The sequence below is a fragment of the Bathymodiolus heckerae thiotrophic gill symbiont genome (genome assembly GCF_900128515.1).
Taxonomy (GTDB): domain Bacteria; phylum Pseudomonadota; class Gammaproteobacteria; order PS1; family Pseudothioglobaceae; genus Thioglobus_A.
In genome coordinates this window covers 15,125-30,433 of sequence record NZ_FQTP01000005.1, presented here as the reverse complement: position 1 = coordinate 30,433, position 15,309 = coordinate 15,125, and the positions used below count along the sequence as shown (strand labels likewise).

19 protein-coding genes and 1 tRNA gene are annotated in these 15,309 nt (G+C 36.8%); all 20 read left to right on the top strand.

The window, feature by feature from the left end; all coding sequences use genetic code 11:
* Positions 1-63 precede the first annotated feature (63 nt).
* Complete coding sequence (trxB, locus tag BTHERMOSOX_RS01475) at positions 64-1,008, top strand: thioredoxin-disulfide reductase (RefSeq protein WP_138118705.1); 945 nt, start codon at positions 64-66, stop codon at positions 1,006-1,008.
* Positions 1,009-1,054: 46 nt separating this feature from the next.
* Positions 1,055-1,130, top strand: a tRNA-Phe gene (locus BTHERMOSOX_RS01470).
* A gap of 614 nt (positions 1,131-1,744) precedes the next feature.
* A complete protein-coding gene (locus tag BTHERMOSOX_RS01465; protein ID WP_138118702.1) occupies positions 1,745-2,806 on the top strand; it encodes a hypothetical protein in 1,062 nt (353 codons plus the stop codon).
* A gap of 45 nt (positions 2,807-2,851) precedes the next feature.
* Complete coding sequence (locus BTHERMOSOX_RS01460) at positions 2,852-3,595, top strand: DUF2786 domain-containing protein (RefSeq protein ID WP_138118700.1); 744 nt, start codon at positions 2,852-2,854, stop codon at positions 3,593-3,595.
* A 50-nt stretch (positions 3,596-3,645) separates the two neighbouring features.
* On the top strand, positions 3,646-3,954 hold the full coding sequence (locus BTHERMOSOX_RS01455; RefSeq protein WP_138118698.1) for a hypothetical protein: 309 nt from the start codon (positions 3,646-3,648) through the stop codon (positions 3,952-3,954).
* 2 nt (positions 3,955-3,956) lie between these two features.
* The gene (locus BTHERMOSOX_RS01450) at positions 3,957-4,169 is read left to right on the top strand and encodes a hypothetical protein (protein ID WP_138118696.1); all 213 of its coding nucleotides are present in this window, start codon (positions 3,957-3,959) and stop codon (positions 4,167-4,169) included.
* Between the two features lie 30 nt (positions 4,170-4,199).
* Entirely contained in the window at positions 4,200-5,081 is an 882-nt protein-coding gene (locus BTHERMOSOX_RS01445) for a disulfide isomerase DsbC N-terminal domain-containing protein (RefSeq protein WP_138118694.1), read from the top strand.
* Position 5,082: 1 nt separating this feature from the next.
* Positions 5,083-5,211: a hypothetical protein gene (locus tag BTHERMOSOX_RS11900; RefSeq protein ID WP_283204832.1), complete on the top strand. Its 129-nt coding sequence runs from the start codon at positions 5,083-5,085 to the stop codon at positions 5,209-5,211.
* Between the two features lie 68 nt (positions 5,212-5,279).
* The gene (locus BTHERMOSOX_RS01440) at positions 5,280-5,582 is read left to right on the top strand and encodes a hypothetical protein (RefSeq protein WP_138118692.1); all 303 of its coding nucleotides are present in this window, start codon (positions 5,280-5,282) and stop codon (positions 5,580-5,582) included.
* A gap of 33 nt (positions 5,583-5,615) precedes the next feature.
* Positions 5,616-5,891, top strand: a complete 276-nt coding sequence (locus BTHERMOSOX_RS01435) for an HU family DNA-binding protein (protein WP_138118690.1) — start codon at positions 5,616-5,618, stop codon at positions 5,889-5,891.
* A gap of 97 nt (positions 5,892-5,988) precedes the next feature.
* A complete protein-coding gene (locus BTHERMOSOX_RS01430) occupies positions 5,989-6,327 on the top strand; it encodes a hypothetical protein (RefSeq protein WP_138118688.1) in 339 nt (112 codons plus the stop codon).
* Positions 6,328-6,329: 2 nt separating this feature from the next.
* On the top strand, positions 6,330-6,593 hold the full coding sequence (locus BTHERMOSOX_RS01425; protein ID WP_138118686.1) for a type IV conjugative transfer system protein TraL: 264 nt from the start codon (positions 6,330-6,332) through the stop codon (positions 6,591-6,593).
* 3 nt (positions 6,594-6,596) lie between these two features.
* The gene (locus tag BTHERMOSOX_RS01420) at positions 6,597-7,160 is read left to right on the top strand and encodes a TraE/TraK family type IV conjugative transfer system protein (protein WP_138118684.1); all 564 of its coding nucleotides are present in this window, start codon (positions 6,597-6,599) and stop codon (positions 7,158-7,160) included.
* The gene (locus tag BTHERMOSOX_RS01415) at positions 7,153-7,884 is read left to right on the top strand and encodes a TraK domain-containing protein (protein WP_171004616.1); all 732 of its coding nucleotides are present in this window, start codon (positions 7,153-7,155) and stop codon (positions 7,882-7,884) included. Before BTHERMOSOX_RS01420 ends, BTHERMOSOX_RS01415 begins: the two co-directional genes overlap by 8 nt.
* A 1-nt stretch (position 7,885) precedes the next feature.
* A complete protein-coding gene (locus BTHERMOSOX_RS01410; protein ID WP_138118680.1) occupies positions 7,886-9,049 on the top strand; it encodes a TraB/VirB10 family protein in 1,164 nt (387 codons plus the stop codon).
* The gene (locus BTHERMOSOX_RS01405) at positions 9,050-9,562 is read left to right on the top strand and encodes a TraV family lipoprotein (protein WP_138118678.1); all 513 of its coding nucleotides are present in this window, start codon (positions 9,050-9,052) and stop codon (positions 9,560-9,562) included.
* Positions 9,563-9,571: 9 nt separating this feature from the next.
* On the top strand, positions 9,572-12,049 hold the full coding sequence (locus BTHERMOSOX_RS01400; protein ID WP_138118676.1) for a TraC family protein: 2,478 nt from the start codon (positions 9,572-9,574) through the stop codon (positions 12,047-12,049).
* Complete coding sequence (locus BTHERMOSOX_RS01395) at positions 12,046-13,965, top strand: hypothetical protein (protein WP_138118674.1); 1,920 nt, start codon at positions 12,046-12,048, stop codon at positions 13,963-13,965. The genes BTHERMOSOX_RS01400 and BTHERMOSOX_RS01395 overlap by 4 nt, the downstream gene beginning before the upstream one ends.
* A gap of 22 nt (positions 13,966-13,987) precedes the next feature.
* Positions 13,988-14,638 (top strand): hypothetical protein, encoded by a 651-nt coding sequence (locus BTHERMOSOX_RS01390; protein WP_138118672.1) that lies wholly within the window; start codon positions 13,988-13,990, stop codon positions 14,636-14,638.
* An 11-nt stretch (positions 14,639-14,649) separates the two neighbouring features.
* Complete coding sequence (locus BTHERMOSOX_RS01385; protein ID WP_138118670.1) at positions 14,650-15,255, top strand: hypothetical protein; 606 nt, start codon at positions 14,650-14,652, stop codon at positions 15,253-15,255.
* Positions 15,256-15,309: the final 54 nt, after the last annotated feature.

The following is a 15,309-nucleotide window of genomic DNA, read 5'->3' as shown; positions in this document are numbered from 1 at the left end:
ATAATGTCTGTATCTAAAAGGCTGATTTTAGTCTGTGTATAAGTATAAAGGATTGAAGTAGAAATGAGTGAAAATAAACATTGTAAGGTATTGATCGTGGGTTCTGGCCCTGCGGGTTATTCAGCGGCTGTATATGCGGCACGTGCAAATTTAAATCCAGTTATTGTAAGTGGCCTAGAGCAAGGTGGCCAATTAATGACAACTACTGAGGTTGATAATTGGCCGGGCGACGATGCGGGTGTTCAAGGTCCTGAATTAATGGAGCGCATGAAAAAACACGCTGAGCGCTTTAATACTGAAATAATTAACGACTACATTACTCAGGTTGATTTCTCAAAACGCCCGTTCACATTATCGGGTGGCTCAACTACTTATACGGCTGATGCGGTTATCATTGCCACAGGTGCTTCGGCACGCTACTTAGGCTTAGAATCAGAAGAGGCGTTCAAAGGCAAAGGTGTTTCTGCTTGCGCGACGTGCGATGGATTTTTCTACCGTGGCCAGAAAGTAGCGGTTGTGGGTGGAGGTAATACCGCAGTTGAAGAAGCACTGTTCTTGGCCAATATTGCAGATCATGTGACCATTATTCATCGTAAAAACAAATTCTCTAGTGAAAAAATTCTATCTGAGCAATTAATCGAGAAATCAAAAACTGGCAACATTACCATTGAGTACAACCAAAATCTTGATGAGGTTCTTGGTGACAACATGGGTGTTACCGGATTACGCTTAAAAGATAACGATGGCGCCACTAAAGAAATCGACGTGCACGGCGTGTTTATTGCCATTGGTCATACGCCAAATACAGGTATTTTCGAAGGTCACTTAGATATGAGTCACGGCTATTTGCACGTTCAAAGCGGCACACAGGGCAATGCAACACAAACTTCAGTAGAAGGCGTATTTGCAGCGGGTGATGTGGCAGACCATATTTATCGTCAAGCAATTACCTCTGCAGGTTCAGGCTGTATGGCGGCACTCGATGCTGAGAGATTTTTAGGCGAGTAGTTTTTAGTTTTAAGGTTGTTTTTATTGGTATAATTCTGACTTTTATGGCCGCATAGCTCAGTTGGTAGAGCAAGGGATTGAAAATCCCTGTGTCCCTAGTTCAATTCTAGGTGCGGCCACCACATTTAAACTATTGTAAAACAGACTTTATTATAGTTTAACTTTTACTTTATTCATACAAATTTTTATTAATTTAAGGATTTTATGGATAAAGTTATTCAAATATTTAAATCAAAATACACTCAAAACAATGGTTTTGAGTGTATTTTTGCGTTTGAAAAACTCTTTTATACACCCCTAAAAAATCTTAAAATCTCTTTAATAGGCAGTGTTTTAGGCGTTCCGTACAACTTGCACAGCTTCCGCCTAGGTTGCACACTTGGTAGTAAAAATGCAAAAACTAATCCTTGCTCTAATAGCCTTAAGCGCTTAATATTTATATTGCTTGCACAGCTTCCGCCTAGGTTGCACAGCTTCCGCCTAGGTTGCACACTTTTCCGCCTAGGTTGCACAAAACTTCCGCCTAGGTTGCACAAAACTTCCGCCTCACTTGCATTCAAAACCTGCTTTTTACACTTAAAAAACATCACTATTTTAAGAAAAATAAGCGCTACAAGTGTCATTATTAAAGCGTTTTTATCAAATTTATTTTACTTGCACAGCTTCCGCCTAGGTTGCACACCCTATAACTATAACAATAGAATAACTTTAATAACAATGTTTAGGAGTATAAAAAATGCCTAATTTTGCTTTGCAAGAAAAACAAGGAGAACTTAACTTTGTTTTCGAAAGTAAACAAATCAATAAATATTTTATTGCGACTGCACTTGCAGCAGCAAAGTGTCATTTTCAAAATATAAACACAAGAAGATTTTGGAGTTTTGCTTATGAAAAAATTAGATCGTCCAAAAAACTAACGGCCAATCAAAATTTTTATATCAAAGATGAGGATTTTTTAAACAACCATCCAATGATTAAATCTAAAAAAATAGGCGTAGAAGAAACCATGTCAGCAATTGTTGCTGATATTAAAAAGAATAATTTTTATCGTGCTTTTCAGCAAAATATGCCATTTGATGATACGGATATATCAATTGTTTCGGCGATCCGAAGAGAAAAATATCGCGGCCAAACGCGTATTCGTCTTAATCAGGATTTTATTAATTTTATTAATACTGAAGTTAATAGATTTGGAGAGCCTAACTATGTTTCGGTTGAAAAAACACCGTTATTAAAATGCAAAACTAATGAAATTTACGATTTGTTCATGCTACTAAAAAAATGGGAAAAAGCCTTTCCTAAAAACCAAAAAGACTGGAACAAAAATAAAAAATATGGTGTATTTGAAATAACGACTCAAGCAATCAGAAACCATCTTCATTTTCCTAGTGAAAACCAACTAACCAGCACAGCACTAACTCGAAGCTTAAAAAGTAAATGTAAACAGATAAATGCCTATGGAGATATTCAAGTTATTGTTGATATTATCAAAATCAGTAACAAAACAGCAGGATATCATTTTGAAATAACGCCAGTTAAGGTGGTTAAGGTGGTTAAGGTGGTCAAGGTGGTTAATGAGCAGCCAACCACTGATAATGCTGTAATTGCGCTAATGATGAGCATTGGAATTAAAGGCAGAGCAACTTCAAACATTTTAAGACAATACACTCAGGATGAAATAAAAATGGCGTTTAGCAATATTCAGGAGAAAGACCCTGCTGAGATAAATAGCAGCAATATGGCTTTCCTATTAGGCATTCTTCATAAACAAACAGGCAAAAAATATGTGCACAAATAACAGGGTGTGCAACCTGGGCGGAAGCTGTGCACATAAAAAATAATTATGATTAAAAAAATCAAAAGCAAATTAGAAAAATATCTTGCAATGTCTAGCTCTTCTAATGAGTATGAAGCTGCTATTGCTCAAAGAAGGTTATTAAGTTTGTTAGCAGAGCACAATCTTAATATTTCTGATATTGGTGTTGAAGCCTCTGAGGTAGAAACAGTAGATAAAGATATCTTCTACGCACCAGGACTACCATTCATTAAGAACTTTGTTTTTGATGTCGCAAAACTGTATTTTTGTAAAGTTTCGTCTTTAAGTATTTCAAGAACAGAAATACGCTATACAGTGTATGGCAAAGATACCAATAGGTTTTATGTGGTGTCTTTATTAAAAACTATTATCGCAAAAATTGACGCACAATCTAAGGGCGACTCTTATTCTCATTATGGGAAGCAAGACAAGTCATACATAGCTAGTTTCAGAAATTCCACTTCACTAACAATTGCCAAAAGAGCAAGAATGTTAAAACGAGAGGCTGAAAATCAAAATATAGAAACAGAAAGTGGTGGCACCCTACCTGCTTTGAATACTTTATACAAGCAAGAAAATGACTTGTTAGAAGGTTATTTTTCTGAAAATAGCATTACGTTTAATGCTGTAACCATTAATCAAGGGTCTACTGAAAATTATGCTGGATGGGAAGCGGGCCATCATTATGGAGAAAGTGTTGGATTAAAGGTTGATATTGACAAGAAGGCTGATAAACAAAAAGCAAAAAAGATTGGTTGTTATGCAAGTTAATACAGTATTGATTAAGCGCTTGAAGGTACCGTGTTTAATGAGGCACGGTGATGACTGAATTGTTGCTTCTTATTGGTGGATTTTGGCTTTTGCAGAGTTCGGATACAACTCTTGAAGGTGTTGAGCCGCTTGTTAAAGACAAAGAGCAGCAGGCGCACTTTGTACAGGCTAATTCCATCCAGCACAATAAAAAAGTTAATCAAACTTCAGAATTTGAAATAATTAACAAAAACGGTATTTGGATATTTGCGCCAGTACAGACCAAAACCCAAAAGAATAAGGTAGTTAATAATCAACAGGATTTATCAGGCAGATTTATTACTTTGCCAGATGGATCAAAAATTGAGAGAGGGTTTTAATTATGGATGAACTTCTTGCGTTTGTTATAGCTGCACTGATAATTGGTTTAGGTGGCTTTATGCTTGGTACAGAAATAGCCACTAACAATTTTCAAAAACAAGCTGCAACCACTGCTTGTGCACAGTACAGCACCGATACTGGTAAGTTTGAATGGATTAATGATGATGTTAAATTGAATATGAGTGCACTAGACGAAAGTATAGAAGAGAAATAAAAATGACAAACAAAACAAAGGAAAACAACAATGAAGCAACTTAAAAATACATTAATTTCAAGCGTGATCGTACTAGCAACAGCGGGTGCGTATTCGACCGCCAATGCAAAGCAGCTAATAACCAATGCAGACGTAATTGAACAGATGAACCAAACCAAGCAACAAGCACAACAAGATCTGATTGCAGAAAAACTAAAAGCTACTTTTGCTAAAACAACATTTACCAATCTTGAATCGTCAATCATGGACGGTTTATGGCAAGCTGAAATTAGCAACCAGGTGGTTTATTTTAATCCTGATCAGGAGTTAATATTCTTTGGCGAAATCTATGACAAAAACGGACTATCACTGTCTGAACAAACTCGCCTTAAGTGGCAAGCCAAACGAACAGCCAAGTTAGATGTATCAAGTGCACTAGTCATTGGCAACGGTCCAATTGAAATCATTGAATTTACCGATCCTGATTGTCCGTTTTGTCAACGATTTAGTGAGTGGGCTGATACCAAGAATGCGCAGTATCAACAAGCTAATAACGGCAAAGACTTATTCACTCGTAAAGTAGTGATGACACCGATTGCTTCACTTCATCCAAATGCACATAAAGAGGCGGTACACGTACTTTGTGTAGCTAAAGATGATCAAACCAATGTAGATACTCATGAAGCTCTATCGCAGGTTCTTAAAGGCACGATTAGCTATGCAGACATGCTAGATTGCGATGAAGGTAAGGATCGTTTAAAACAGCACGAATCAATCTCGGAGTCATTTGGTATATCAGCAACACCAACCTTGGTGATTGATGGGCAAGTGATCCAAGGATTTAACCAAGCCAAGCTTGATCAGATTGTTAGAGCAAAGCTTAACACCTCTCAAGAGAGTACTAAACAGAACCAAATAACAGGAGATGAATAATATGAGTGACTACAGCATAGATGAATATCATCAAAGCAATTTAGATTACATTCTAGATCAATTAAAAGATAAGCCGAATAATGCTAATTTTATTAAGCAAATTTTAGAAGTAAGCAACATCGAAGTTTGATTTAGGTATAAGTAATATTTTTTAAATAGATACAGACGGATATTTTAACAACAAAAGGAGTGATGAAAATGAATAGAAAAAACATCAAAAAAACGCTAGCAACAGGGGTGGTTTTACTAACACTTGGTATGACTAGTACAACTGCTAACGCATTGCAAAAATATGAATATATTGTCATTAAGATATTTGAAAAATATGAAAAAGAAGATGTGGACAGACGTCAGAGCTTTGGAGACATCAAGATTTGGGTGAATAAAACCAAAACCAAGCGACTAAATGAGATGGGTAAGCTTGGATGGGAGTACATACACGATGAGCCTACTGGGCAAGATGGTTTAAAGAGCTTATGGTTTAAGCGACCAATTAACTAGAACACAATCAGTAACAATAACAAGGAAAACAAAATGAACAAATCAGATTTAATAGAAGCAATCGCAACGCAAACAGGCTTAACCAAGGCAGATGCAGGCAAGGCGCTTAATGCAACAACCAGTACTATTACAAGTGCAATGTCTAAAGGTGAAAGTGTGCAGCTTATCGGCTTTGGCACGTTTTTAGTCAGAGATCGAGCAGCTCGTACAGGGCGTAATCCACAAACAGGTGTAGAGATTCAAATCAAAGCCTCTAAGGTTGCTGCTTTTAAAGCGGGCAAACAACTTAAAGAAACTGTTAACAAATAAACAATAACGAATTTGGATTTTATCAAGAATGATTAAAGATAGTCTTTTTTGATGAGGCTAGATAACCAAAAAAATAAACCTTACAGGAAACAATAAAATGAAAAAACAACTACAAAAAACAAACCAATTTTTAAACAATAATAAAGGTTACATTGCTTTAGGTGCTACCTTAATGTTGGCCAGTGTTGATGCGAGTGCATTTACAGCGCCAACAGCCACAACTGATTTTTTATACGATGCTTATGATGTGGTGATTAATAAACTCTCAAAAGGTGGTGTAGGCTTTGCCGTTGGTGCTGCTATGACACTTGGTGCGGCTGTTGCTGCTATGAAAGGTAGTTATGTTATTGCTGGAACAACATTAGTTGCTGCGTTTATCGGTGCAAAACTAGACACTGTAACAACCTCTCTTGGCATGGTTACTTCGTTTTTATAAGAATGTATTATTTTTCAAACGAGCTACACTCAAAACATCGAGTGCTGGGACTTGATGCAGACGATATACCGATGTTGATGATTGTTTATTCCTTGGCGCTTTACGTTTCTTTTTCAACGCTATGGATTACAGTGCCTTTATTCATTGTCTATTACAAAACCAAGCAACAAAGATCTAGAGGATTTTTAAGGCATTTGCTTTATTCGGTTCAAATGGACAATGTAAGCATGTACCCAAGCGCCAAAACACTTTACTTTAAACAATAAAATATGAATTTAAATTTATTACAAACGACTAACGCACTAAAGAAGCAAGAAGTCAATCTACTGCGCGGAAGTTTCGTGGTGTTTTTACTGATTAGTATTTTTAATTACAGCTCTATTGAATCGATTAAAAATAATGAAAAAATTATCGTCAAAACCCTAAATCAATCCAGTCAGTTTTGGGTCTCAAGTGTGGATGCTAGTGATGAGTATTTGGTTGATTTTGGTTTGTACGCTGCGCAACTTAAAAATAATGTCACCCCGTCAAATGTTAAATTAAATTTTGCCAAATTATTAGAACTGGTACATCCATCAAGCCACGAGTCAATCAAGCAGCAGTTAAAAGATGAGGCTACGCAAATACAACGTTATAGTCGAAATGCTTATACATTTAATGTCACTAAAACAGATATTAATCGTAAAACGCAGCAAATCTTTATTAAGGGTGGTGCAACCAGATGGACAAACTCAGGCAAAAAGCAGCCACAACGAAAAACACTAACCATTGGTTATCGTATTGACAATGCGCTGTTTACTATTACTTCAATTAAGGAAGAAAACTATGAATAACATCAAGACAATCATTGGAATTGGGCTACTGTACGTTTTAATGAATAACGCTTCAGCCATTGTGGTGATGCCAGAGATTACGACTGTAGTACCTGTATCAAGTACGGATATGACACGACTCAAATGTGTACACGGTCAAATTAGTGCAGTAGATTATGTTGCAGGTACTGGATTGATTCACACAACACATAAAAATAATAAAAATACAATTATTAATTTTCAGCAATTAGATGATGGTGTTGAGCGCAAGATTATTAGTGCTAAAGTAAGTTTCGGCATTATTTGTGCAGACGAATATTATCAGCTGGTGTTAGATCCACAGCCAATGGAAACTCAGGTTATTCAGTTGCAATTGCCAGAGCTAAAAATTACAGCCAAAAGCAATAAAACAAGCAATGAAAATAAATCCAATGAGCAAGTGTTGCTGGACTTAATTAAACAATCACGTGACCAGTCTTTCAATCAAAAGATCAGTTTAGATGAAAAAATCTACTTAGGCGATCTACAGCTTAAGCTGCTCAATGAAACCAATGTTGCTGGCACGAATTATCAAATTAAACGCTTTGTAATAACTTCAAATAAAGAGGCCAGTCTAAGTGAAAAAGATTTTATTAATACCAAGCTTGGATCTGGGAATATTAGAGCGATTTCATTAGATGATCAGCAGTTGAATAAAGCTAAAAACTACACGTATTTACATCTTGTTTTAGATAGAGGAAATTAGTATGTTTGAGGATATTAAAGCCAATTTTGAAAATTTAGACAAAACCAAACAATTGCGTTTAAAGCAGTTAGGTGTAGGTTTAACTATTATATTGATTTTCTACATAGCATGGGGAACTCAAAGTGAGGAGATTGTTAAAACAACAATCGAGCAGGATAAAAAACAAATATCAAGTGTTCAAATCACCAATGGTGAAATTTTTGAAAATGATATGACTGATGAGTTGAATGAATTAAAAGCCACACTTAAAGAAACTCAAAAAGCCAATCAAGATTTGAAAAAAATGTTTGAGTTTGCAACCATGTCTAATGCCAATGATATTATTGACAATTCAGATACTAAAACATTTTCAAACTCTGAAAGCGCGTCTTTTCCACCACCACCAGCAAGAGGGTCGCCAATACAAAGCTTTCAAGACTCTGGCAATCAGCCACTTATCAATATGCAACCACAATGGATAGGTGGCATCGTGCATGAGTCTTATGAAAAACTAACAACCAGTAAGGCAACGACCGATATTGAAAATCAAAAAAAAAGAGTATTTAAACTTACACCGAGTTTTATGACAGGATTCCTACTTACAGGAATGGACGCAATGACTATTGAAGGTACAAATGACACGCCAGAACCGATGATGATACGTGTACAAGCACCTGCGGTATTGCCTAATGAAGTTAAAGCTAATCTTAAGGGTTGTTTTGTGGTTGCAGAGGGTTATGGCAATCTTGCAACCCATAGAGTTGATGCCAAACTTGTGAGTTTGAGTTGTATTGATATTGCTGGAAAAAGTGTTATTTTTGAAAAAATTAAGGGCTACGTTCAAGATGGAGATGGTAAACGCGGTATCAAAGGCCAGCCTATTCATCGAGCAGGGTCATTATTGGCAAGAAGTGTACTAGCTGGTGTGTTTGAAGGTATTGGTGGCGCACTAACAAATGCTGCACAAACTACAAGTGTGTCTTCTCTAGGACAAGTCAATACCACACCTAGAGATAACTTGTCTGATGCTGCACTAGGTGGTGGTATCTCTTCAGGGGCAAAAGACATACGCTCATTATTTCTACAACTAGCCAAGCAGTCTTCACCTGTTATTGAAGTGGGTGCCGCTAAACGATTATCAGTTGTTATTACTGAATTGGTTGAACTTAAACTACAGGATCTATAAATGAAACATTTAAATATTGCCATTATGGTATTAACGACACTACTTGTTCAAAGTTGTTCGGTGATGCCTTACCAGGAAGAATCATCTTGTAAATTTAATAATTTAGGAAAGTGCCTACCTATTGACAAAGCTTACGAAGAAGCAATAACTGGTATTGATCAAGGTGGTAAAAAAGTTAATGGAGAAGTTGAAGATGCTACTGATAATTTGTTTTGGAGTGCTAACAACGACAAAATAGCTGATATATCAAAACTTAGATCTTCTAAAGCTGACAAAGAGTCTTACCAATCTGCCATTTATCAAAAAATGCAAAAACTAGTTGACCAAAAAGAGATGCCAATTTTAGCGCCAGCAGTAGTGCAAAGAGTGTTGATTCTACCGTACCGATCTAATGATTCAAAAGTTTGGAATGAGGCGCGCCACATTTACTATATTGAAGAGTTGCCACGCTGGACGCTGGACGGATATGCGCCTAATCAGCAACCATCAAATTCACTTAATTTATTCAAGTAGGGCTAAAAAATGAAACAATTTAACTCAGACTTACAACGTGACAAATTGTCAGACTATCTGCCTTGGCTTGCTTATGACACTGATAATCAAGTATTTATCAATACGGATGATACTCATGGTTATTTATTTGAGTGTTCTTCACTGTATTTTTCAGGTGATAAATCTATTAATACACTGACATCAATGATCAAGCAAGATTATGGCAAAGGCGCAGTATTACAGTTTATTTTATTTGCTGATACCAATATCACTAATCATTGCGATCAGGTTAAAGCAGGTGACATTAGGCAAACACCTTTGACGCAAAAAATGAGCGATTATCACACAAAGTTTTTACAAAATCCAGATAAGTATCAAGCCAAAACCAAGGGTAATAAATTAAAAAACTTTCGTTTATTTGTTGCGTTAAAGACTCAAAATAGTCTGGATAAAATGTCTATATCGGCGTTTACAGAAGCTCTGGCGGGCGCAGGATTAAATCCTAGTGTTGCCGATCCTTCGCAATTACTATCACTAGCACGTCAACTTCTCAATGGCTCAAAAAACAATCAAACCCATTATGATGAGTTGAAGCCAATTGCAAAACAAGCTATTTTTGCTGACACTACCATCGACTTTAGTCATAAAAAGTTTATCAAAATTAATGATGAATTTATTAGTGTTATTACGCCTAAAACTTTTCCTGATCAGATGAATAAAGAAGGATTAACCAGTGAACAAATCAGTCAATTAACGGGTGAATATAAAGGCGGCATGGGAGACATGAATCAAATATCTTCACGTTTTATTTGGTCATGTAATATTTTATTAGATAAGGTGAGCCGTGAATTGCAACTTAAATCAGAAATGGCAAATCTTCAAAGAATGGGTGCCAAGCAAAAAAATAATATTGCTGATCGGATTTCTATTTTGGATAGTGCAGTAAAGGGTATTAACAAAGACCATTATTTGAAATTTATACCGTCTATGGTGATTTTTTCTGATTCTGAAAATGAACTGTCAGCCTCTAGCACTAAAGCTATTCGCCTATGGGAAGCGCAAGGCTTTTTGATGCAGCAAGAAAACACCATTAAGCACATTGTGTTTTTACAGTCTTTACCATTTGGTCTATATTTGGGTAAGAAAAATAGAAACATTGGATTTTTGGATCGTCACTTTATTGCTAAAAGCGAGTCTATCGCGGCTCAATTGCCAATTCAAGCAGACTACAAAGGGTTTGGCTTGCCTATTGTGCCATTTGTTGGTAGAAAAGGACAGGTACAAGGGTTGGATTTATATTCAAAAGGCGCTAATAATCATAATTTTTTATGTTGTGCAAATTCAGGATCGGGCAAGTCGTTTTTAATTATTCATTTGCTTGCGAATTATTTTGCTGCTGGTGCAAAAATTAGAATCAACGATATTGGCGGCAGCTATAAAAAAATAGCCAGTTTGTTTGATGGTGTTTATATTGATATTGCTGATAACAGCATTAACCTTAACCCGTTCCAAACACCACACAATCTAAATAAACAATATGAAGAGTTAAATAATGATGACTATGATGAGGTAGATAAAGAGCATGATCTTGAAACCATCACCATGGTACTTGGCGAGATGGTGTATTCAAATACCGAGGATGGCAAACTTACAGGTGAGGAAACAGGGCTACTTATGCACGCTGTAAAAGAGGCTGTAGCACGCGGTATTGTTAAAGATAGTATTGATTTTATCCAGCATTATTTAAACAATTTAAATGAATTTTCTAATAATAAAACAGCAATTCCAGAATCGTTATATAATCGCGCCAAAGAAATGGCTTTTACTTTATGTGAGTTTACTTCAAAAGGTGAATATGGCTATTTATTCAATAGCGAGAGTGAAAACACTTGGCAAGATAACCCGTTTGTTGTACTTGAGTTAGAATCACTCAGTTCTAAGCCAGCACTGATGAAAGTTGTCTCATTGCAGATGATTAACATGATGACTCAAGAAATGTACCAGGGCGATCGCAGTGAAAAGAAAATATCTATCTTTGATGAGGTAGCATTCATGTTTGGATCGTCGCAACGTCTTGCTAAAGTGGTGGAGGATGGCTATCGTCGTGCGCGTAAATATAACGGATCATTCGGTACGATATTCCAATCAATTTTAGACACACAATTATTTGGCCGTGTTGGAGAGGTGATGAATAACAATGCCGCTTTTAAATTCTATCTTGAAAGTGGCGACTATGAAAAAGCTTTAAAACAAGGTGTAATCACTTTAGATGATTTTAGTGCCAAATTGCTCAAAGGCATTAAATCCAACCGTCCGCATTATAGCGAGATCTTTATGGACACTCCAGGCGGTGTTGGTGTCTCTAGATTAATGCTTGGAGAGTATGGTTATGCGGTTGCAACCACTGATGCTAACGAAGTTGCAGAGATTGATTCTTATATAGACGAAGGCCTGCCAATTGACGAAGTTTTAGAAAAATTCGCCTCTAAGAGAGGATTAAATAAATGAAACTGATTGCCTTATTTTTGCTGAGTTTAAATGCACTTGCCACACCAACAATTAGTGTGCAAGAGTTTACAGCGCAGTCAATTCAAGGTATTCCAACTAATGCTAAAGATTTTGCCAGTGGATATATGAATCCAACGTTAGGCAATGAGCAGATAAGCACACCAAACGGCACCACGTTTGATGTTAATTTATCTTGCCCAACCTCTAATGCTTTTTTACAAGTATTCGCTCAAGCGGGAACAAGTGGCGATCTATCTTTATTGCAGTTCTCAAGAGATAAGGATCTTGATGGGAATATTGATCAAGTTCAGAATTTTCCAAAGCCAGTGAGTGGCATTTGCACAACAGGACTGATTAGCTGTGATGCTGGAACGTGGGATAACTGTTCTGGCTACAAATGGGATGCTCAAAACGACAATCTATCTTTGATTGAGACAGGTATTGGCAATCTTGGCGGTTGCTATTGTATTAATGGATCATGTGGTGATACATCTAAATCAACACGCATTATATCTTCAATTGTTTCGGATCTTGGCTCAAGTGCCGCCATCGCTTTAGCAAAAAACAATCCGCAGTATCAGATTAGTGGCGCACAAACTACAGGTCCAATTGCACGATTTTATGGTCAAAAACTTGTTGGTTGTGGCGATGGTAATGCCACACAGATGGCCAGTTATTATCAAAATCCACAAAATATAGAGAGTGAATCTAGCAGTTTGGCTAATAATACAGACGGTGTTTATCAGTTAATTGCTAATTCGCCTGCGGCTAAAAAGTCTATCACCACTTCAAAAAGCTGTTCGATTGCGCGTCATACCAGTTATCAAAACATTCAGCTAGAAGATATTATTAGTTATAACGGTGGCACAGGTGGCATTCACCGTTGTGCGGGTGATGGTTGCTTAGAATTGGTGCTCGGTAGAGTAGGTGATAACTATTGGGACGGACATTGCAATGTTCAACACCAAAAGGTATCTTTCTTTGTTAATATGCCTGAGCGCATATCTCAGGCAACACTGGTTAATGCTCGCTGGGATGACTGGATTAGAGTTGCGGCCAATAATCAAAAAATCTATGCACACCCATATCCTAACTGGGATGGCCAAACCATACCAAGTGGATCTCGATGTGAATGGTCTACTTCGTGGAATACCTCACCCAATACTAACTTTACTAATTTAATTAAACAGCAGGGAAAAATTGATTTTACAGTTGATGTGCAAATTTCAGGTGGTGGCGAAGGTTATGCTTATGCACAGGTTTTCGTTGATGAGTCGTGTGCACTTGATCAAGAGTGGCTATCAAATTCTTGTGAAACAGTTGAGCAAGATAAAAAATGCACTTTAAAAAATGAAACCATTGATGGTGTGCAGACTTATAAAAACTACCATCCAACAGGTAAGACACCTATTGCTACTCAAAGACAAGTTGGTGGCGATAGTTGTGATCTAAATCTTAAGCGCAACTGGTGGCGTGTTGATCGAGAATATGAATGTAAGACGAATATTGATTTAAATTTTGATGAGGCAATAGCGCGCAATGCTAGTGTTCAAGATTCAGCTACAACTCAGGGTTATAGTGATATTGTTGATGGTGTTACCACCTCAGCTACATTTGACTTGCCCGATATTAAAATCAGTAGCTGTAGCAATGCTTGTAAAACTAAACGCATCAAGGATAAAGTCAGCGTCTCAGGACAAGGCCCAGTTAGCAGTAAAACAGGACAGGAATGGGAGACACTTTATCGTAAATGCACGGGTGAAAACCAAAGCATTTGTCCAAACGAACAAGGCGAACAAGTGATTACCCAGTGTTCATGCCTTAATGAATTTGGCACAGCCTCAACTATGATGCAATCACTCAGACAAGCCGCACAGGATCTAATCTGTACGACTGGCAGTCCGCAATCGTTTTGAATGGATTTATAGGAAATTAGACATGAATAAGCCATACTTAATATCAGAGTCATTTGTAAAAATTATATTTGTTTCTACAATTATTCTTATGTTGTTTGTTAATATCTTTGTTTTTTATCTAAAACAGCAAGGAGATATAACGATGGTAAATCAGGCAATATTACTAGGATCTTTTTTATTCATATATGTAGCATTTTTGGTGATAACTTACGCCTATATGTTGCGAGATCTAATGAGAGCGATTCATCGATATTTTTTTATTAATTTATTAAAAAAGGTCGTTATTCATTCTCAGCCAGAATACAGAGATATTGTAAATTTAACAAAGTCCAAAAATCTAACACATACTGATTTAGTTGTTTGCATTGAGAAAATCTATTCAAAGGTGTTGATTGGCAAGGATCAAAAAATAGAAAAGCATAAAAAAACAATACAGGGCTATATTAAAGAATTTCCAATAGAGAGACTGCCAGAGCACATACGCAGAAATATCAAAATACTTAAATCTGCCAAGGTTGACAATGAGCTTATCAATACGATTATTGCCGATACCCAAAAACTTGTTGACACTAATAAAAAACCTTTAAGAACACAAAAGCATTTATCAGCAGCCTCACTTTTTGTAGGACTGGTCGGCATTTATTTGTCAGTTTATTCAATTTATCAACCATAAAGGAGAAAACCATGCAACGAAAAACCAAAACAACACTAAAACTAACAACACTCGTACTAAGCGCTGCACTCATGCAAAGCTGTGGACCGATCGATACACTCAATGAAGCCGCAGGCAAGTTTAACCGCAGCGTACTTAAGCCACTTCATGCAAAGTTAGATGACGCTTGTGGCATTCGAGGTATTGTCTGCTCTAATGAGCGATACAAAGAGCTGGGTTATTTTAATATTCGTGATACTGACTTTGATGATTATATTTGGCACAAGCCTAAGTCAGCTGACGAGTTCTTTGCAATGTGTGAAAGTGATAGATATGGCTGTGGAAAACAACATTATGAGTTTCATCCAAATTGGGAGTTTCGTGATGGTATTTACTACAGTCTATCTTATGGCAAAAAACACCTAAAGCAGATGAAGGATTTTGCACGACATGAAGATAGTTACAACGAGGTAATTAAAGTTGGCACTCAAATCTGTAAAGTTAATCAAGGTCATCAGGATGAAGTTGGCTACACCGAAAGATTTATTGAAGATAGTGGCAAGATCCAAATCCGCCTAAAAAGCAACGGCTTTTTAATCTGGGATGACGCAATCAATTGGTACACATGCTCAAAATAAGAAACAATCATTCAAACAGGCTACGCAAGACCTAACTTGTATAGCAGATAATTT

What these genes read in the sequence shown, in the direction of transcription:
- trxB (WP_138118705.1), top strand. Translation starts at nt 64, where the DNA reads ATGAGTGAAAATAAACATTGTAAGGTATTGATCGTGGGTTCTGGCCCT.
- BTHERMOSOX_RS01465 (WP_138118702.1), top strand. Translation starts at nt 1,745, where the DNA reads ATGCCTAATTTTGCTTTGCAAGAAAAACAAGGAGAACTTAACTTTGTT.
- BTHERMOSOX_RS01460 (WP_138118700.1), top strand. Translation starts at nt 2,852, where the DNA reads ATGATTAAAAAAATCAAAAGCAAATTAGAAAAATATCTTGCAATGTCT.
- BTHERMOSOX_RS01455 (WP_138118698.1), top strand. Translation starts at nt 3,646, where the DNA reads ATGACTGAATTGTTGCTTCTTATTGGTGGATTTTGGCTTTTGCAGAGT.
- BTHERMOSOX_RS01450 (WP_138118696.1), top strand. Translation starts at nt 3,957, where the DNA reads ATGGATGAACTTCTTGCGTTTGTTATAGCTGCACTGATAATTGGTTTA.
- BTHERMOSOX_RS01445 (WP_138118694.1), top strand. Translation starts at nt 4,200, where the DNA reads ATGAAGCAACTTAAAAATACATTAATTTCAAGCGTGATCGTACTAGCA.
- BTHERMOSOX_RS11900 (WP_283204832.1), top strand. Translation starts at nt 5,083, where the DNA reads ATGAGTGACTACAGCATAGATGAATATCATCAAAGCAATTTAGATTAC.
- BTHERMOSOX_RS01440 (WP_138118692.1), top strand. Translation starts at nt 5,280, where the DNA reads ATGAATAGAAAAAACATCAAAAAAACGCTAGCAACAGGGGTGGTTTTA.
- BTHERMOSOX_RS01435 (WP_138118690.1), top strand. Translation starts at nt 5,616, where the DNA reads ATGAACAAATCAGATTTAATAGAAGCAATCGCAACGCAAACAGGCTTA.
- BTHERMOSOX_RS01430 (WP_138118688.1), top strand. Translation starts at nt 5,989, where the DNA reads ATGAAAAAACAACTACAAAAAACAAACCAATTTTTAAACAATAATAAA.
- BTHERMOSOX_RS01425 (WP_138118686.1), top strand. Translation starts at nt 6,330, where the DNA reads ATGTATTATTTTTCAAACGAGCTACACTCAAAACATCGAGTGCTGGGA.
- BTHERMOSOX_RS01420 (WP_138118684.1), top strand. Translation starts at nt 6,597, where the DNA reads ATGAATTTAAATTTATTACAAACGACTAACGCACTAAAGAAGCAAGAA.
- BTHERMOSOX_RS01415 (WP_171004616.1), top strand. Translation starts at nt 7,153, where the DNA reads ATGAATAACATCAAGACAATCATTGGAATTGGGCTACTGTACGTTTTA.
- BTHERMOSOX_RS01410 (WP_138118680.1), top strand. Translation starts at nt 7,886, where the DNA reads ATGTTTGAGGATATTAAAGCCAATTTTGAAAATTTAGACAAAACCAAA.
- BTHERMOSOX_RS01405 (WP_138118678.1), top strand. Translation starts at nt 9,050, where the DNA reads ATGAAACATTTAAATATTGCCATTATGGTATTAACGACACTACTTGTT.
- BTHERMOSOX_RS01400 (WP_138118676.1), top strand. Translation starts at nt 9,572, where the DNA reads ATGAAACAATTTAACTCAGACTTACAACGTGACAAATTGTCAGACTAT.
- BTHERMOSOX_RS01395 (WP_138118674.1), top strand. Translation starts at nt 12,046, where the DNA reads ATGAAACTGATTGCCTTATTTTTGCTGAGTTTAAATGCACTTGCCACA.
- BTHERMOSOX_RS01390 (WP_138118672.1), top strand. Translation starts at nt 13,988, where the DNA reads ATGAATAAGCCATACTTAATATCAGAGTCATTTGTAAAAATTATATTT.
- BTHERMOSOX_RS01385 (WP_138118670.1), top strand. Translation starts at nt 14,650, where the DNA reads ATGCAACGAAAAACCAAAACAACACTAAAACTAACAACACTCGTACTA.